Annotated in this window: 15 protein-coding genes; 7 read left to right on the top strand and 8 right to left on the bottom strand. The window is 48.2% G+C overall.

What is annotated here, in order from left to right; genetic code table 11:
• The 8 genes from Q0236_RS05745 to yajC form a co-directional block, all read right to left on the bottom strand.
• On the bottom strand, positions 1-188 hold a 188-nt coding region (locus Q0236_RS05745), incomplete at its 3' end, for a hypothetical protein (RefSeq protein ID WP_297915957.1).
• Positions 181-1,800 (bottom strand): bifunctional folylpolyglutamate synthase/dihydrofolate synthase, encoded by a 1,620-nt coding sequence (locus tag Q0236_RS05740; protein ID WP_297915955.1) that lies wholly within the window; start codon positions 1,798-1,800, stop codon positions 181-183. The genes Q0236_RS05740 and Q0236_RS05745, both read right to left, overlap by 8 nt.
• The gene (gene lptE, locus Q0236_RS05735) at positions 1,781-2,320 is read right to left on the bottom strand and encodes an LPS assembly lipoprotein LptE (protein WP_297915953.1); all 540 of its coding nucleotides are present in this window, start codon (positions 2,318-2,320) and stop codon (positions 1,781-1,783) included. Before lptE ends, Q0236_RS05740 begins: the two co-directional genes overlap by 20 nt.
• Positions 2,321-2,326: 6 nt before the next feature.
• Positions 2,327-4,774, bottom strand: coding sequence for a leucine--tRNA ligase (gene leuS, locus Q0236_RS05730; protein ID WP_297915951.1), 2,448 nt, complete (start codon positions 4,772-4,774; stop codon positions 2,327-2,329).
• A gap of 9 nt (positions 4,775-4,783) precedes the next feature.
• On the bottom strand, positions 4,784-5,125 hold the full coding sequence (locus Q0236_RS05725) for a DUF6394 family protein (RefSeq protein ID WP_005872279.1): 342 nt from the start codon (positions 5,123-5,125) through the stop codon (positions 4,784-4,786).
• Between the two features lie 9 nt (positions 5,126-5,134).
• Positions 5,135-6,103 (bottom strand): protein translocase subunit SecF, encoded by a 969-nt coding sequence (gene secF, locus Q0236_RS05720; RefSeq protein ID WP_297915949.1) that lies wholly within the window; start codon positions 6,101-6,103, stop codon positions 5,135-5,137.
• Positions 6,090-7,691 (bottom strand): protein translocase subunit SecD, encoded by a 1,602-nt coding sequence (gene secD, locus Q0236_RS05715; protein WP_297915947.1) that lies wholly within the window; start codon positions 7,689-7,691, stop codon positions 6,090-6,092. Before secD ends, secF begins: the two co-directional genes overlap by 14 nt.
• A complete protein-coding gene (yajC, locus tag Q0236_RS05710) occupies positions 7,681-7,953 on the bottom strand; it encodes a preprotein translocase subunit YajC (protein ID WP_005872282.1) in 273 nt (90 codons plus the stop codon). Before yajC ends, secD begins: the two co-directional genes overlap by 11 nt.
• Between yajC and Q0236_RS05705 the strand changes: the two genes are divergently transcribed.
• From Q0236_RS05705 to Q0236_RS05675, 7 genes are all read left to right on the top strand, one after another.
• Positions 7,929-9,272, top strand: a complete 1,344-nt coding sequence (locus tag Q0236_RS05705; RefSeq protein WP_297915945.1) for an apolipoprotein N-acyltransferase — start codon at positions 7,929-7,931, stop codon at positions 9,270-9,272. The genes yajC and Q0236_RS05705 overlap by 25 nt on opposite strands.
• 64 nt (positions 9,273-9,336) lie before the next feature.
• A complete protein-coding gene (gene pyrH / locus Q0236_RS05700) occupies positions 9,337-10,056 on the top strand; it encodes a UMP kinase (RefSeq protein WP_297881798.1) in 720 nt (239 codons plus the stop codon).
• A gap of 23 nt (positions 10,057-10,079) precedes the next feature.
• Positions 10,080-10,298 carry a DNA-directed RNA polymerase subunit omega gene (locus tag Q0236_RS05695; protein ID WP_291935955.1) on the top strand — a complete coding sequence of 73 codons (219 nt, stop codon included), beginning with the start codon at positions 10,080-10,082 and terminating at the stop codon, positions 10,296-10,298.
• Positions 10,276-12,468 carry a RelA/SpoT family protein gene (locus Q0236_RS05690; protein ID WP_297915943.1) on the top strand — a complete coding sequence of 731 codons (2,193 nt, stop codon included), beginning with the start codon at positions 10,276-10,278 and terminating at the stop codon, positions 12,466-12,468. The genes Q0236_RS05695 and Q0236_RS05690 overlap by 23 nt, the downstream gene beginning before the upstream one ends.
• A 16-nt stretch (positions 12,469-12,484) precedes the next feature.
• Positions 12,485-13,690, top strand: a complete 1,206-nt coding sequence (tyrS, locus tag Q0236_RS05685) for a tyrosine--tRNA ligase (protein WP_297915941.1) — start codon at positions 12,485-12,487, stop codon at positions 13,688-13,690.
• On the top strand, positions 13,690-14,778 hold the full coding sequence (locus Q0236_RS05680; protein ID WP_297915939.1) for a nitronate monooxygenase: 1,089 nt from the start codon (positions 13,690-13,692) through the stop codon (positions 14,776-14,778). The genes tyrS and Q0236_RS05680 overlap by 1 nt, the downstream gene beginning before the upstream one ends.
• Positions 14,762-16,624 carry an N-acetylmuramoyl-L-alanine amidase gene (locus tag Q0236_RS05675; protein ID WP_297915937.1) on the top strand — a complete coding sequence of 621 codons (1,863 nt, stop codon included), beginning with the start codon at positions 14,762-14,764 and terminating at the stop codon, positions 16,622-16,624. Before Q0236_RS05680 ends, Q0236_RS05675 begins: the two co-directional genes overlap by 17 nt.
• Positions 16,625-17,282 lie beyond the last annotated feature (658 nt).

Below are 17,282 nucleotides of genomic sequence, written 5' to 3'. Positions count from 1 at the left end.
TAGAGAGTTTTGTTTAGCTCCTTTAAATTTGAGCGGTCGCTTGCGAGTTTAAAGAGCGCAAAGAACAGAACAAGCATAAAAATTACGAAAAACGCGGATAAAATTTTAAGCTGGAAGCGGAAGTTTTCGCCGAAATACAGCGTCTTGGTGCCGAAATTATCGCTGAAACTCACTTTTGTTTTAGCCAAGCTTCACCTCTTTTGCGTATCGCTTCAAAAACCGCTCCACTAGATAAAATGAGCCGAAGACCAGATACTGCTCGTCCGCGCTTATCTCGCCGCTAAATTTGCGGTGCGGGATGCCTAGCTCATCTAGGCATTTGCCGATCTGCGCGCCGCCTAGCTTGCGGTCTTTTACGCGGTAGGATAAAATTTCGACCCGCTTCAAAACGGGCGCGAGAGTGCGCAGCACCGCGGCAATGTCCTTATCGGCGAAGGAGTTGTAGATCAGCACGATCTTTTTGCCTGCGTAGATTTCAGAGATCGCGCGCGCCGCAAGCTCGTTATGCCCGACGTCCACGCGCAAATTCGGCGCCAAAGCCTCCATCCTGCCGCGTAAATTTAGAGGCGGCAGCTGCGGAATTTCAAATTTCAAATTTAAAAATTTCATCGCAGCAAGCGCTAGAGCTAAATTTGAAATTTGAAATTTAGGCAGATTATTGCACGCGCAAAACCCTGCAATCTGCGCTTGCTCACTCTCGCTTAAAAGCTCTGCTGCAAACCTCAAATGAGTTCCTTTTTGCTCTGCAATCTGCCGCGCAATACGAAGCGGAACCTCGCCCATCTCGTCGCTTAAAATCGCCTCCTTATCCATCGTAATGAGCTTAGTGTGGGCGATCTGCTCTAGATTTTGTCCTAGCATACCCAAATGATCGGTGCCGATCGGTGTAAAAAGCGACAGCATGCGCCCAAAGCTCGACGTAGCGTCAAACTCGCCGCCCATCCCCGCCTCGATCACGCAGTAATCGCAATCTCTAAAAAGCACTGCCGCCGCAAGAGTGAGATACTCGAAATACGACAGGCTATCTTTAAACTCCGCGGGCAAGATCTCTTGCAAAAACTCATGCGCGAAATCAAGCTCCTCATCCGTAGCATCGCGCCCTAGCGAAATGGGAAGCAAGCTTTGAGCGGGTTTGAAATTTGATCCTAATGGGAATTTAAAATTTTGCTCAGATGAGAATTTTAAATTTTGCTCAGACGGCGATTTGAGATCTTGCGAATTCCATAAATTTTGTGTAGAAGCAGAATTTTGCGTATCTATGGAATTTCGCGCGATAAAATTCTGCTCGCTACAAAAATTTCGTGTGGTAGAAACGAAGCTTTGCAGGGCAGAATTCTGCTCGCCGTGCAAATTCTGAGTGGCGGAATCTTGCAAATTAGAAATAGAAATTTGAGAGGCGGAATTTTCTCTGTTCGCAAAATTTTGCATCTTTATGGAATTTTGTTTTTCCGTAAAATTTGACGCCGAAGCGGAATTTTGTTCGTTTTTAAAATTTAAAGCGCTTGAATTTAACGCAGAAACGGGACTTTGCGCGATGCGTCCGCCTAGATAGATGCGCTCGTTGAGCTTAAAAACGTGCGGGCTAGTGTAGTGCCCGACGCTAAAGCCCGCTGCGGCGATCGCGTTAGCCAAAAACCGCCCGGTGCTGCCCTTGCCGTTGGTGCCGATGATCTGAATGACATTTTTGAGCGGAATTTTATCTTTAATGGCGGCATATGCCCGCGGGAAGCGCTCATAGTCGATTTTTTTGTAATAAATCGGGCGATTTTGCAAAAATTCTTTAATGCTGCGCCCGCTCAAGTCTGAATCCCCTAATCGCAAGCGCCGAAATAAACTCGTCAAACGCCTGCGCGGAGGCATTTTCGATCGCCTTGTAGCGGTCCTTATCGCTAATGATCGAGCTCGTATCGTAGCTATTTTTGACTAGGCGGCTAACTTTAAAATCGTAATCGCCAACGCAATCCTTGCTGAAAACCTCGCCGTTTTTAAGCTTGGTGCTGAAATTTACGACAAGATTTGCGCGGTAGCTAGTGACATAGCCGAACTGATCGTATGAAAGCTCGCTAAAGCTTAGGCTTTTTATGCTCGCTACTACAATCGTCTGCGCCGAATTTTTATCCGAAAGGCTCATCCCTAGGCGCTGGACTATACCCTGTCTGATCGCATCTTTGATAGCGACGGTGTTTTGCGGATCGGTCTTGCTCATCATCACATCCACAAATACGCTTCCGCTCATCGTCTCTTTTGCAATCCTTGAAACGGGCTTGTAGCCGCAGCCGATTAAAAAAATCAAACAAAAAACGGTTAAAACTCTTCTCATCTTCGCCTACTTTACCACCAAATTTACAAGCTTGTTTTTGACATAAATTTCTTTTACGATGCTCTTGCCCTCTAGCCATTTGGCGCAGTTCTGCTTCGCAAGGCTTAAAATTTCGCCCTCGCTTAGGCTTGCGCCCGCTTCAAACTCCGCGCGCTTTTTGCCGTTAATCGTGACGGCAAGCTTTATCGTATCGCTCTCGAATACCTCTTCGCAAACTCTCAGCTCGCAAAAATTCGCTCGCCCAAACAGCCTCTCGCTAAGCTCGGCGCAGATGTGCGGTACGATAGGCTCGAGCAGACTTAAGATCACAAAGTAGCCCTCGGTAAATACGTCTTTGTCGCTCTGCGCATTTAGGGCATTTAGCGCCTCCATACACGCGGCGATTAGGGTATTAAAAGCAAAGCTGCTCTCATAAACCTGCTGCGATTTCTTAAGTGCCTCATAAACTTTAAGGCGGGCGTATTTTTCCTCTTTATTTAGGCTTGCGTGGTCAATCTGCGGAATTTTATCCGTAGCATAAGCGTTTTCGGCGCGATCGTATAGGCGATTTAAAAATTTATACGCGCCCTCTACCGCGCTGTCGTTCCACTCAAGCTCCTTTTGCGGCGGTGCTGCAAAAAGTATAAAAAGTCTCGCCGTATCGGCGCCGTAGGTCTCGATGATGTCGTCCGGATCGACGGTATTGCCCTTGCTTTTACTCATCTTTGCGCCGTCTTTTAGCACCATGCCCTGAGTTAGCAGCCGCTCAAACGGCTCGCTATCGCGCAGATAGCCTATGTCGCGAAGAGCTTTTTGGAAAAATCTCGCGTAAAGTAGGTGCAGGATCGCGTGCTCAATGCCGCCGATATATTGATCGACATTCATCCAGTAATTCACGCTTTTCTCGTCAAACGCCCGCTGCTGCCACGTCCGTTCGTCGCTTGCGTAGCGCGCGAAATACCATGAGCTTTCAAAAAATGTATCGAGCGTGTCGGTCTCGCGCATCGCGTCGCCGCCGCATTTAGGGCATTTGCAAAACTTCCAGCTAGGATGCGTATCGAGTGGATTGCCCTTGCCGGTGATCTTAATATCCTGCGGAAGCTCTACGGGCAGATTTGACATTTCCTCGCTTACGAGCCCGCATTTTGGGCAGTGGATCATAGGTATCGGCGCGCCCCAGTAGCGCTGGCGGCTTACCCCCCAATCGCGCAGTTTAAAATTTACCACGCGACGCCCAAGCCCTAGCTCCTCAAATTTTGAGATGACGGCGCTTTTTGCCCTCTCGCTATCCATGCCGCTAAACTCTTCGGAATTTACCAAAACTCCGCTCTCTACGTAAGCTTTGCTAGCGTCGTAATCGCCGCTTTTAGGAGCGATGCTTTGAATGATCGGCAGGTTAAATTTCTTCGCAAACTCAAAGTCTCTCTCATCGTGCGCAGGCACCGCCATAACCGCGCCGCCGCCGTATTCTGCTAGGACGAAATTTGCGGTCCAAACGGGAATTTTTTTGCCGCTTAGCGGATGAAGCACGCTGATTCCGAGGCTCACGCCGTCTTTATCGCTTGCTTGGCGCTCGCGCGGGCTTTGATTTAAAATTTCTCTTACCTTCGCCGCAGCTTCGGCGCCGAGTAAATTTTCATCCAAAAGTCTCTTTACGACCTCATGCTCCGGCGCAAGCGCCGCGTAGCTCATGCCGTAAATCGTATCTGGCCTCGTAGTAAAAACCTTAAAGCCCTCGATTCCGCCGAGTTTGGCGCTGCTTTGCTCATCAAATTTAAAGCTAAAGTCCAAACCCTCGCTGCGTCCGATCCAGTTTTCCTGCATCGTAAGCACCTGAGCGGGCCACTTGCCCTCAAGCTGTTTTAGGCAATCCAAAAGCTCCTGCGCGTAGGCGGTAATTTTTAGGTAGTAGCCAGGCATCTGCTTTTGCACGACCTCGTTGCCGCAGCGCCAACACCTGCCCTCCTCGACCTGCTCGTTGGCAAGCACCGTCTGATCGTGCTCGCACCAATTTACCACGGCGCTTTTTCTGTAGATGAGCCCTTTTTCAAAAAGTTTGATGAAAAATTCCTGCTCCCAGCGCGTATAAAGCGGATCGGAGGTAGCGAGCATGCGACGAGCCGAAAAGCTAAAGCCCAGGCGGTGCAGCTCGTTTTTCATATAATCGATATTTTCGTAGGTCCAAGTTTTGGGATGGGTGCCGTGTTTGATCGCCGCGTTTTCCGCAGGCATTCCGAAGCTATCAAAGCCGATCGGCTGAAGCACGTTGTATCCGCGAAGCCTGTAGTAGCGACTCAGCGCGTCGCCGATGCTGTAGTTTCGCACGTGCCCCATGTGGATGCGGCCGCTTGGGTAGGGAAACATCGAAAGGATATATTTTTTAGGCAGGCTGTAATCGTCCTTAGGCTCGAAAACTCCCTCTTCATCCCAAATTTTCTGCCATTTAAGCTCAATACTTTTACTATCGTAAGGCATTTTGCGCTCCTAGAATTCGTCTTTAGTTTTTGCCGACTCAATCGCTATTAAAATTAGCGAGAAAAAGTTTGCAAGTAGCGCGCCGATGGCAAGCGAGGTCACGATCGATAGATCTCCCGGCGCTACTACAATCAAAACGAACGCCGGTATGAGATGCAGATCCGCTACGAGCGAGCTTGCGAAAAGCTCAGCTGCGAGCATATTTCGCACGCCCACCTTTAAAAGCGTCGAGACTGCATTCACGCTGGTTGCTATGAAAAGTAAAATTTCATTCTTCTCATACAAAAACCCGCCTATCGTAGTCATACTCATCAGCGCAAAAAATATGTAAATTACCCTTCCCCAGTTCATCTTTTATCCTTACACCGTGCCTTTTTCATACATGGCTCGGTTTTTTTCTTTCTCTTTGATACGGCGCTGTTTTTCAGCCAAAAACGCGCGGTATTTCTCGACATTAAATTTAAACAAAATCAGCATCGGAGCAGCTACAAATACGGAGCTGAATGTTCCTGCTATGACGCCTATTAGCATCACGAAGCTAAAGCCGTGGATCATCTCGCCGCCCCAGACGAATAAAATCACGATGACGATGAGAGTCGTAAGCGAAGTAAGCAACGTGCGCGATAGCGTATGAGAGATTGATTCGTTTATAACCTCGTCAAGCTTAATCGATTTACTATCTTTTACACCCTCTCGAATTCTATCGAAAACAACGATGGTATCGTTAAGCGAGTAACCCATGATGGTTAGAAGAGCAGCTAAAATTTCAAGGTTGAAATCCACGCCCGCAAGTATTAGCGCGCCCACCGCGACTACGACGTCGTGCAGATCCGATAGTACGGCTGCAATCGCAAATCTCCACTCAAACCGCAGGGTGATATAAACCAAAATGAGCGCAAACGACACACATACCGCTAAAATTCCGTTTGTGCGAAGCTCCTCGCCGACTTTAGGACCTACGATATCGACCTTGCGAATGTCGAAATTTCCGCTGCCTTGCAAAATTTTTTGCGCCGCTAAAGCAGGATTATCGCCCAGTTCACTCGCAGCGCCTGAATATCTAATCGTAACTTCTTGATCGCTGCCGAATTCTGTAACGTTGATATTGCCTAAATTTGCCGCCTCGAAGCGTTTTCTGATCTCATCAAGCGGTGCTTTAGCGTCGTATTTAACCTGAATGAGTGTACCGCCGCTAAAATCGATGCCGTAATTAATGCCCTTAATGAAAAATAGCGCAATAGAGCCTATTATCAAAACAGCAGAAAGCGCAAAAGTAAAATATCTAAATTTCATAAAATCATAAATTTTGCCCTTATCAAACACTTGCATTTGCGCCTCCTCTTACTTTATAACCGAGCCAAAGCGCGGTATTTTTGCTCTTTTCCATCTTATCCATTACTAACTCAAACATTCCGTGAGTGCCTAAAATAGCCGTTATCATCGACGCTACGATACCGATGCTCATCGTGACGGCAAAGCCCTTCACTGGACCCGTGCCGTAAGCATAAAGCGCAGCGGAAGTAATTAGCGTAGTGATATTTGAATCCACGATCGCGCTCATCGCATTTTCATAGCCTTTATTTATACTTTGGCGGATTGAAACTCCCGTCCTTAGCACCTCTCTAACGCGCTCATTAATGATTACGTTCGCATCTACCGCCATACCGATAGTTAGCACGATTCCCGCCATTCCAGGAAGCGTCAAAGTAGCTCCGAATAGCGCCATACAAGCTATCAAAAACAAGATATTGACCGTAAGCGCGATATCGGCAAAAAGTCCCGCCACGCCGTAGTAGAAAATCATAAAGATCAAAATCGCAACCGCTGCAAGGCTTAGCGCTGCCATACTTTTATCGATGCTATCTTGTCCTAGGCTAGGGCCGATGCTGCGCGTTTCGGATACTTTAACCGGAGCTAAAAGCGCACCGCTTCTAAGCGCGATCGCTACGTCGTGCGCCTCCTCGACGCTAAATCCGCCGCTGATCTGACCGCTGCCGCCGCCGATACGCTCGTTTATGCGCGGTGCGGAGTAAACTTTGCCGTCAAGCACGATGGCTAAACGCTTGCCGACGTTTTTACCGGTAAAATCGCCGAAAATTTGAGCGCCTTGAGAGTTTAGCGTAAAATTTATGATCGGCTGGTTGGTGTGTTGATCGAAAGCGACCTTCGCATCGACTAGCATCGCGCCATCAAGCACCGGAATTTCGTTTATGAGATACTTGTAATTCGGATTTTTAACGTCGGGATAGATCACGTCGCCGTAAGCTCTGGCATCCGCTGCACTGATAGTCTGCGCGCGGTCTTGGCGCACGTCGTCCACCGCCATAAGCTGCAAGTGAGCCGCTTTGGCGATCAGATCCTTGGCGCGCTGCTCATCCGCTGCGTTTTTGACGCCCGGAAGCTCCACCAAAATATAGCTCTCGCCCTGCTTTGCTACCGTCGGCTCCGCAAGTCCGAATTGATCCAAGCGGTTTCGGATAGTCTCGACGGCCTGTTCGATCGCGTATTTTTTAGTCGCTTCGACCTCCTCAGGCGTTAGTGTGACGCGATATTTTTCGCCAGATTTTTGAATGTCTAATCCGCTTGCGGCGCTATGCAAAATCGCATCAAATTTGGAAGCCTCGTCTGCGTCTAAAATTTCAAACTCAAACGAATCGCCTTCCAATTTTAGCCCGTCCATCAGCAGATCATCGCGCTTGGCGGCGTAATTGACGCTAGCGGCGATCGATTTGATCTTCGAAACGACCGCCTCGTCGCTTTGAACTTCCAAAAGCATATGCAGGCCGCCTTGCAGATCCAGACCTAAGTTTATCTTGCTTCCCTTTTCGGTCTGAAAGATCGAAGGCGCGGCAAAAATCGCCGAAAAGATCACCGCAGCCAAAAAGATCAGCAGGCGGTATGAAATTTTACTGCTCATCTAATTTTCTTGCTACGAATTGTTTATCTAGCTCAACCATGACCTCATCGTTAAGCTTAACTGTGATAAAATCATTGTTTGTTTTCACGACCGTGCATTTTATGCCACCGCTAGTTATGATCTTATCGCCTTTGCCGAGCGCATCGACCATCGCTTTATGATCCTTGGCCTGCTTTTGCTGCGGTCTGATAATCAAAAAATACATAATCGCAAAGATTACGACGATAGGCAGGATTGATGCAAAGAAGTTTCCTTGTTCCATGTGTTTCCTTCATTAGAAATTTAAAAAGTAGCTATTTTACATTAAGTTACATAAATAAAGGCTTTGTTCTTGCCCTTGCGCTTTCAAATTTTATTTTCGTAGAAATTTTAAGCTCTAAATTTGACGGTTTAATCGCCTTGGCGGCGGAATTTCTCTCGCCTCTAATTGCGATAGCGGCACTTTTTTATCTGCTAAAAGCAAGCAAGGCGGAGTGGTTTTGGTGCGGATTTTTTATCGGCGCGCTGTGGATGCACTGGATCAGCTTCAGTCTGATCTATTTCGATCTTGCGTTTTTGATCCCGATTGAAATTCTTGGAATTTGCCTCGTTTATGCCTTTATTTTCCGCATCTTTGCGATCTTTGACGCGCCCGTTTTGCGCGCTGTATGCCTTTTGATTTTAAAATTTATCCACCCTTTCGGCTTTGATTGGTTAAATTTTGAACTGCTGCTAAGCCATGGAATTTTCAGAGCCGATCTTAGCGCGCTAGCTCTGATTTTAGCGGGGCTTTGCACGGTTTTATATCTGCGCGGGCGCGGCATTGCGGTTAAGCTTAACGCCGCGATCTTCGCGATATTTTTGATCTGCGCGCTGCAATTTAGCCAAAAAGAGCCCGAGCCGCTGCCGATTAAAATTTCGCTCGCAAACACCGATATTTCGCAGTATGACATCTGGGCAAAGGATAAAATTTTATCCGCCGCGTTGGCAAATTTAGCTCGGATTGACGATGCGATCGCAGCGGGGCAGGACGCGATAATTTTGCCCGAGAGCGCCTTTGCGATGCCGCTAAATTTAGAAAACGTACTAGTTGAAGCTCTAAAGGAAAAATCGCGCGCAATTACTATCGTAGCGGGCGCGGAAGCGTATGAGAACGGGAAATTTTACAACAGCGCCTATCTTTTTGCAAACGGGGAAATGAAGCGCTTCGATAAGCACATTTTGGTGCCGTTTGGCGAAATGGTACCGCTGCCTGAATTCGCGCGAAATTTCATAAACCGCGTGCTGTTAGGCGGCGCGACCGATTTTTCGACCGCTAGCGGCTTTAGCGACTACGAGCTTGGCGGACGAAGCGTAAGAAGCGCTGTGTGCTACGAGGCTACGCGCGCAGAGCTTTACGAAGGCTCGCCCAAATACGTCGTAGCGATCAGCAATAACGGCTGGTTCGTGCCGAGCTACGAGCCCTATTTGCAGCGCCTCATAATCCGCTACTACGCGAGTTTGCACGGCACGTTGATCTATCACGCCGTAAACGGCAGCGCTAGCGAGATAATCGCTCCGAAAAAGATCTGGATAAACCGCCTTAAAGATCATCTAAAATAGCCTAAAAAGTTATTTTTAAACGACTTTTGGGTAATATTTTAAAATTTTATTAGGAGCTAAATTTATGGCTAAATACAATCGCATACTCGTAAAATTTTCGGGTGAAGCGCTAGCGGGAGAGAACGGCTTTGGGATCGACAGCGAAATTTTAAAATTTATCGCTAAAGAGATCAAGCAGCTCGTAGAGGGCGGCATCGAAGTAGGCATCGTAATCGGCGGCGGCAACATCATTAGAGGCGTAAGCGCCGCGGCTAGCGGTATCATCAAACGCACCAGCGGCGATCATATGGGCATGCTAGCCACCGTCATCAACGCAATCGCGATGAGAGAGGCGCTGGAATACGCAGGCATGGATGTGCGCGTGCAAAGCGCGATAAAGATGGAAGCGATCTGCGAGACCTTCATCATCGGCCGCGCCAAAAGGCACCTCGAAAAAGGGCGCGTCGTGATCTTTGCTGCAGGCACCGGAAATCCGTTCTTCACGACCGATACTGCGGGCACTCTCCGCGCGATCGAGATCGGAGCCGACGCTATCATAAAAGCCACCAAGGTAATGGGGATCTACGACAAAGATCCGCAAAAATTTAAAGACGCCAAATTGCTTTCCAAAGTCACTTACGACCAAGCCTTGCACGACAATATCAGGGTGATGGACGATACGGCTATCGCGCTTGCTAAAGACAATGCGCTTCCGATCATCGTGTGCAATATGTTTAAGAGCGGAAATTTATACAAAATCGTCGAGGGCGGAGATCTAAGCTCCTGCTCGATCGTAAAAAACTGAAATTTTAAATTTAAGGAGAATTGATGAGAACCGAACAAATTGTAGCTAAGGCCTTAAAAGTAACGGGCGGAGACCGATATAAGCTATCTTTGATGATAAGCAAACGCGCCGAGCAGCTAGCTGCAGGCGAACCGCCGCTGATAGAGAACGTAGATACTCGCAGGATGAAATTTGCCGATATAGCAATCTTGGAACTAGCCGAAGGTAAGATCGCATTAGATGGAATCGTTGACAAGGATTAATGATAACTTCTTAGAAAGTCTTATCGAAGACGTTGTCGATACCAAAGACATTCAAAGCGCCAAGCAGCTGCTTTATAATCTAAAAGAGCCCACTCCGCTGCTAGTGGATGCTATAAATTTATGCATCGCTCAGCACGACGGGCAGTTTCGCAAAAGCGGCGAGCCGTATGCGATCCATCCGATTTTAGTCGCCTGCTTCGTAGCCTTTATGGGCGGAGACTACGCGATGGTGATCTCCGCTCTTTTGCACGACGTGGTCGAGGATACGGACTTTAGCATAGAGCAGGTGGAGCAGAGATTCGGAGGCGAGGTTTCTAAGATCGTAGAGGGGCTTACCAAAATCGTAAACATCAGAGAGGATAAATTAGCTCCATCCAGCGATAGTAACGCCAAGCTACGCACCACCGCGCTTACCTTCCGTAGGATGCTGATGATCTCCATTAACGATCAGCGCGTTTTAGTAGTCAAGCTCTGCGACAGGCTGCACAATATGTTAACCCTCGACGCACTCCGCCCCGATAAACAAAAACGTATCGGTGAAGAGACGCTTTTGGTTTACGCGCCGATCGCGCACAGGCTTGGAATTTCATCGATCAAAAACGTGCTTGAAGATCTTAGCTTCAAATACGTTATGCCCAAAGAATACGCGGCGATCGCCGATTACGTCGAGGAGCATAAGCAGCAGCTTCAGATGAGCTTGAGCAAATTTAGCGAAAAGATCAAAGAGTATATGCTCTCAAACGGCTTTAATGAGGGCAGCTTCGATATCCAGAAGCGAATGAAGCACTACTACTCGATCTTTTTAAAGATGCAGCGCAAAGGAATTTCGATCGAGGAGGTGCTCGATCTTTTGGCTATCCGCATCATCGTGCAAAAGCCGATGGATTGCTACTTGGCTCTTGGCATCATCCATACTAAATTTAATCCGCTCATATCGCGCTTTAAGGATTATATCGCGCTTCCAAAGCAAAACGGATATCAGACGATCCACACGACCGTTTTTAACGAAAGCATGATCGTAGAGGTGCAGATCCGCACTTTCGATATGCATAACACCGCGGAATTCGGCGTCGCTGCGCACTGGAAATATAAATATAGCGGCTCGATCAATCCGAAGCTCGATTGGCTAAACGCCATCGGCATGCAGGAAGAGGACGACGCCAACGCCGAGGATCTTTACGAATACGCTAAAGACAGCCTCTACGTCGAGGATATCGCCGTGTATTCGCCCAAGGGCGGAATTTTTACATTGCCGCGAGGCGCCACGGCGCTTGATTACGCCTACGAGATACACTCTCAAGTGGGCTTAAAAGCGACCGAGGCCTTTATAAATCGCGTCAAGGTGCCACTATTAACGGAGCTTAAAAACGGCGACATCGTCCATATCATCACGGGGGACGAGCCACATTATCGCTGCAGCTGGCTAAGCTCGGTAAAAACGGGCAAGGCGCGCGCGACGATAAAGGCGTTTTGCAAGCAAAAGATCAGAGACGTAAATTACGAAGTGGCGATTAAAATTTTATGCGCGATCTTTACGACGAGCAAGGAGAGCATTCTAAGCTGGCTTGAAAAGGAAAATTTAAGCAAAAAGATCGGCAAAGCCGCGCACGATTCGGTATTTTTACAAGACGTCGTAAACGCGCTGAAAAAATACCCGCTCAGAGAGAAATTTTTTAATATGAAATTTCGCAACAAATATGAGATCGAAAAGCAAAAATTTGATAATATAGTCGTGTATTCAAATTTTAAAATCGATGAGGTAGAGTTTGACTACTGCTGCAATCCGAAGCGCGGCGACGACATCATCGGCTTTCGCAACGGACACGGCGTGACGGTGCATCACAAGCTGTGCGAACGTGCAAGCGAGCTAATCAAAACCGATGAGATGATCTTCGTAAAATGGACGCGCAATGCGCCGCACCGCTATAAGATCATATTAAATTTAGAAAACAAGCGCGGCTCGCTGGCGACGTTTTTGAACTATTTAGTCAAGCTCGAGGTCGATCTAGTGTCGATAAGCCTCAACGAAAATAGCGAAACGACGTCGGATTATTTTGAGATCATCATCGAGCTAAACGAAAATTTAGACTCCACGGAGATTAAAGACAAACTCAAAAACCGCTTTAAAATCGTGGATTTCGTATCGCTTACGGACGTATATAAAAACTAATAATAAGGGAGAGCAGATGGCTGACATCACAAGCATTATGGAAAATTTCAAGCGCGGCATCGCGGAGATTATTGATGAGGAGCAGATCGAAGCGCTAATCAGACGCTATTACGACAGCGGCGAGGTCTTTTACGTCAAAATCGGCATGGACCCCACTGCTGCGGATCTGCACCTAGGTCACGCCGTCGTGCTAAATAAGCTTGCGTTTTTACAAAACCACGGCGCGATCGTGCAGTTTCTAATCGGCGATTTTACCGCTCAAATCGGCGATCCTACGGGCAAGAGCGAGACTCGCAAAAAACTAGCGCGCGAAGTTGTGCTTCAAAACGCCAAAACCTACGAGCAGCAGGTCTTTAAAATTCTAAATCCCGCAAAAACTAAGGTGATGTTTAACTCCGAATGGACCAACCGCCTGGGTGCTAGCGGTATGATCGAGCTATCAAGCACTTTTAATGTTGCCAGGATGCTCGAGCGCGACGACTTTGAGAAGCGCTACAAGGCCGAGCAGCCGATCAGCATCAGCGAGTTTATGTATCCGCTACTGCAGGGATACGACAGCGTTTGCATGAAATGTGATATAGAATTTGGCGGTACCGATCAGAAATTTAATCTTTTAATGGGTCGCCAGCTACAAAGAATTTATGATGTCGGCAAGGAGCAAAGCGTCGTGATGATGCCTCTTTTAGTAGGAACCGACGGCACGAATAAGATGAGCAAGAGCCTGGGTAACTACATCGGCGTAACCGATACGCCTCATGATATGTACGGCAAGGTGATGAGTATCAGCGATGCGTTAATGTGGGATTGGTATAATCTGCTAAGCCAAAAGAGCAGCGAAGATATTGAGCTAATAAAAGGCTTCGTGGCGGATGGCTCGATCCATCCTAAGGCGGTTAAGGAGGAGCTTGCCTCCGAGATCGTCACGCAATTTTATGACGAAAATACCGCCTTTGAGGCCAAGCAGGAATTTGACCGCGTCCACGGCGCGGGCGAGCTTCCTACCGAGATCAAAGAATATCACGTAAGCTCGCCTGCATGGATCGTAAAGGCGCTAATTAGCTGCAAGCTTGCCGTCTCTAGCTCGGATGCGCGCAGGCTGATAAAATCAAACGCCGTCAGTATCGATCAAAATAAAATTTTAGATGAGCAGCTTCAGCTTAGCTCGGGCGAATATACGCTTCAAGTAGGGAAGAAAAAATTCGCTAAATTAAAGGTGGATTAATGAGTATAAAAATAGGCAAACACGAGATTGCGCACCCGATAATTCAAGGCGGCATGGGACTTGGTATCAGCTGGGACAAGCTAGCCGGCAATGTCAGCCTAAACGGCTGTCTAGGCGTCATTAGCTCGGTCGGCACCGGCTACTACGAAAATCTTAAATTTGCCAAAAAATCGCTCGAGGGCAGACCATATCAAAGCGAGAATTTTTATAGCAAAGAGGCGCTTTTTGCCATCGTACAAAACGCCCGTAAAATTTGCGGCAATGCACCTTTAGGGATGAACGTAATGTGCGCAGCGAACGACTACGAGCGCATCGTGCGCGACACGTGCGAGGCCGGCATCGACATCATCATTAGCGGCGCGGGACTTCCTACCAATCTACCGGAATTTACGGCCGATTTTCCGGACGTCGCGCTCGTGCCTATCGTCTCATCCGCCAAAGCTCTTAAGATCATTGCCAAGCGCTGGAAGCAGCGCTATGACCGTATCCCGGACGCCGTAGTGCTCGAGGGTCCTCTTAGCGGCGGGCATCAGGGCTTTACTTACGAGCAGTGCGGCGATCCCGCGTTTGCGCTGGATAATCTAATCCCGCAAGTAAAAGCGGAAATTGCGCAATGGGGCAGCTTCCCGCTATTTGTCGCAGGAGGAATTTGGGATAAAACCGACATCGATCGCGTAAAAGCCCTAGGTGCGGATGGCGTGCAGATGGGCACGCGCTTCATCGGCACCTTTGAGTGCGACGCTGCGGAGGAATTTAAACAGGTGCTTCTTAACGCCAAAAAAGAGGACATCGAGCTTCTAAAATCGCCCGTAGGCTATCCCGCGCGCGGAATTCACACAAATTTACAAGATATGATCGCCGCAGGCACGGCGCCTAAAATCCGCTGTATCAGCAACTGCGTAAGCCCTTGCGAGCGCGGCAAAGGCGCTAACGCCGTAGGATACTGCATCGCAGACCGTTTAAGCGACGCGTATCTTGGCAAAACGCAAAGCGGTCTGTTTTTTACCGGCGCAAACGGCTGGCGATTAAACGAGATCATATCCGTGAAGGAATTGATAGAAAAACTTGTAAATGGCGAAGATAGTTAAAATTTTTCTAATCGCAGCTTTTAGCTGCGTATTGGCGTTTGGAGCTTCCAGCGAGGCGTTTTTTGCGAAATTCGACAAGGATTTCATCGTAGCGACGCCGAATTACAAGCGCTCGCTGCACAAGGAGCTAAAATCGCTTTACCAAGGCGCGTCCGATAAAGAGGTCCGCATCAAAGCGCTAAAGAGGCTAGTTTACAGCTCGAAAAATTTAGGGCTCGACTCCTCGCCCTACGAAAAGGAGCTCGCGCGCCTAAACATAAAGAGCGCGGATAAAACAAAGTCAAAAAGCTCTAGCGACGAGAGCAAACAAAGCTCAAACTCCGCCGAAAAGAAAAGCTCGAAAAATTCCAAAAAAGCAAGCTCCGCTAGCAGCGAGGATTCCCAAGCTTCGGGCGGTTCCAAAACAAAGTCCGCAAAGAGCGAAAAAAGCTCCAAAGCTTCAGCCTCGGAAAATTCTAAAAGCTCTAAAAACTCCTCCGCCAAAAAAACGCAAGCTGCAAAAAACGCCGATCTAAGCTCGCTTTCTAAAGAGGATTTAGAATTTTTACGCTCGACTAGACCGGTCGGCGCTGACGAAGTCGTAGATGCCCAAGAGGACGATAGCGGCGAGGACGCAATCTCTCAAAACGAAGACGATGACGCCGCCACGGATCAAAGCAGCGAGCTTAGAAAAAGCAGCGTCAAAAAAGCGGACAAAAGCGCCCAGCTTGCGCTAAATTCTCTGCGCGGCGATAAAAACGAGATCGTGCTTGAGTTTAACCGCGATCTAAAGCGCGGCGATTATAAAGATTTTACGATCGCAAGTAGCGATAATTTTCGCTTCGTGATTGATTTTAGCGCGCGGCAAAAGTCACAAAAAACGCGGCTTAAAGATAGCTTTGTTAGCGATGTACGCGTCTCGCAATACAACGACAAGACCGTGCGCATCGTACTTAGCGACTCGAAAGAATTCAACGCAAACGTTGAAATTAGCGGCAATATGATGATTTTAAGTACGGCTGAAGGCTTAAAAGCCGCAAAATCTGCGCGCGCAGAAAAAAACAAGGATCAAAAATCAGGGCGCAATCGCAAACGCGAGCAAGATAGCGAGCCGCAAATCAGCACTATAGATGAATCTCAAGGCGCCAAATCGGTCTCCGTAGCCGCCGGTAAAATTTACAAATCCACCAAGGGCAAGCTCATCGTAATCGATCCAGGTCACGGCGGCAGCGATTCGGGCGCAGTCGGAAACGGGCTGAAGGAAAAAAATGTCGTGCTAGCCACATCCAAAAAACTCGGTGCGCTGCTTACCAAGCGCGGCTACAAGGTGCTTTATACGCGCAGCACCGACGTTTTTATAAATTTAAGGTCGCGCACGATATTTGCCGGCAAAAAGAACGCCGATATGTTTATTTCGATCCACGCAAATGCCGCTCCTAACGCTAGCTCAGCACTTAAAATGAGCGGCGTGGAGACCTTTTTCTTAAGCCCGGCTAGAAGCGAGCGCAGTAAAAACGCCGCCGCGCTCGAAAACAGGGGCGATTTGGAGGATATGAATACCTTCTCGAAGCAGACCTTCCTCAATTTCTTAAATCGCGAGAAGATAATCTCCTCAAACAAGCTTGCCATCGATATTCAAAGCTATATGCTAAGCTCGGTAAAAAAGAGTTTCAAAAGCAAGGACGGAGGCGTGCGCGAGGCGCCATTTTGGGTGCTGGTGGGCGCTACGATGCCCGCGGTGCTCGTGGAGATGGGCTACATCACGCACCCGCAGGAGGGTAAAAATTTAGGCAAAAGCGCCTATCAAGACCGCATCGCTCAGGGTATCGCAAACGGCGTGGACGCGTACTTTCAGAAAAACAAGTGATGAAATTTTACGCGCTGCGATTTTACGAGCGAGATAAAATTTTATTTTGGCGCCAAGATTTGCTCCGCAGATAAATTTTAGCTGGCGCGATAGCTCTTGCGGATAAACACGGTGCGGAGGCGGTAAATTTAAAATTTTAAAGCCCGCCGCGCTAAATTTAAAACAAAACGTGCGGCGCTGCGCGCAAAAATCCGCCCGCGCGCTAAATATTTACTGCGGGCGGGTAAATTTTGCGGAGCATCTTGCGGCGTATACGAGCTAGAACGGCTTAGACGCGGAACTTTTAGCGCAGCTTGGCGTAAAATTTTGAAGTACGGACTTGGCGCTACTTGACGCAGCCAAGCTGCGACTGGCGGTTAAATTTACCGACAGGATCGCATTTGGGTCGCGCGAAAATAACGATTTAGTCGCGCTAATGCGAGCCGTGTTTCAAACCGCGTCCGCGCAATTAGAATGGCGCTTTAAGTTATAAGCGTGCATATTGTGCCGGCGCCGCTTAAGCGCCGCGGTAGCGCTCTGAAATTTCGCGCCATGTTCGCAAAGCGGCGATATTTACATAATGCTGCGGACATGGCGGTTGCAACGCGCCGATACTTGCGCCGCATGCGTATGAATGCGCATAACCGAATCGGTAAATTTAAAGATAAATTTTAAAAGG

It is taken from the genome of uncultured Campylobacter sp. (assembly GCF_938031315.1).
Lineage (GTDB): Bacteria > Campylobacterota > Campylobacteria > Campylobacterales > Campylobacteraceae > Campylobacter_B.
This window is presented reverse-complemented; position numbering and strand designations above follow the sequence as displayed.

Bases quoted from the DNA above. Each gene is read 5' to 3' on its own strand.
- secD (WP_297915947.1), bottom strand. From the start codon at position 7,691: ATGAGCAGTAAAATTTCATACCGCCTGCTGATCTTTTTGGCTGCGGTG.
- leuS (WP_297915951.1), bottom strand. From the start codon at position 4,774: ATGCCTTACGATAGTAAAAGTATTGAGCTTAAATGGCAGAAAATTTGG.
- Q0236_RS05690 (WP_297915943.1), top strand. From the start codon at position 10,276: ATGGAATCGTTGACAAGGATTAATGATAACTTCTTAGAAAGTCTTATC.
- Q0236_RS05675 (WP_297915937.1), top strand. From the start codon at position 14,762: ATGGCGAAGATAGTTAAAATTTTTCTAATCGCAGCTTTTAGCTGCGTA.
- Q0236_RS05680 (WP_297915939.1), top strand. From the start codon at position 13,690: ATGAGTATAAAAATAGGCAAACACGAGATTGCGCACCCGATAATTCAA.
- lptE (WP_297915953.1), bottom strand. From the start codon at position 2,320: ATGAGAAGAGTTTTAACCGTTTTTTGTTTGATTTTTTTAATCGGCTGC.
- Q0236_RS05695 (WP_291935955.1), top strand. From the start codon at position 10,080: ATGAGAACCGAACAAATTGTAGCTAAGGCCTTAAAAGTAACGGGCGGA.
- secF (WP_297915949.1), bottom strand. From the start codon at position 6,103: ATGCAAGTGTTTGATAAGGGCAAAATTTATGATTTTATGAAATTTAGA.
- tyrS (WP_297915941.1), top strand. From the start codon at position 12,485: ATGGCTGACATCACAAGCATTATGGAAAATTTCAAGCGCGGCATCGCG.
- Q0236_RS05725 (WP_005872279.1), bottom strand. From the start codon at position 5,125: ATGAACTGGGGAAGGGTAATTTACATATTTTTTGCGCTGATGAGTATG.
- Q0236_RS05705 (WP_297915945.1), top strand. From the start codon at position 7,929: ATGCAAAGAAGTTTCCTTGTTCCATGTGTTTCCTTCATTAGAAATTTA.
- yajC (WP_005872282.1), bottom strand. From the start codon at position 7,953: ATGGAACAAGGAAACTTCTTTGCATCAATCCTGCCTATCGTCGTAATC.
- pyrH (WP_297881798.1), top strand. From the start codon at position 9,337: ATGGCTAAATACAATCGCATACTCGTAAAATTTTCGGGTGAAGCGCTA.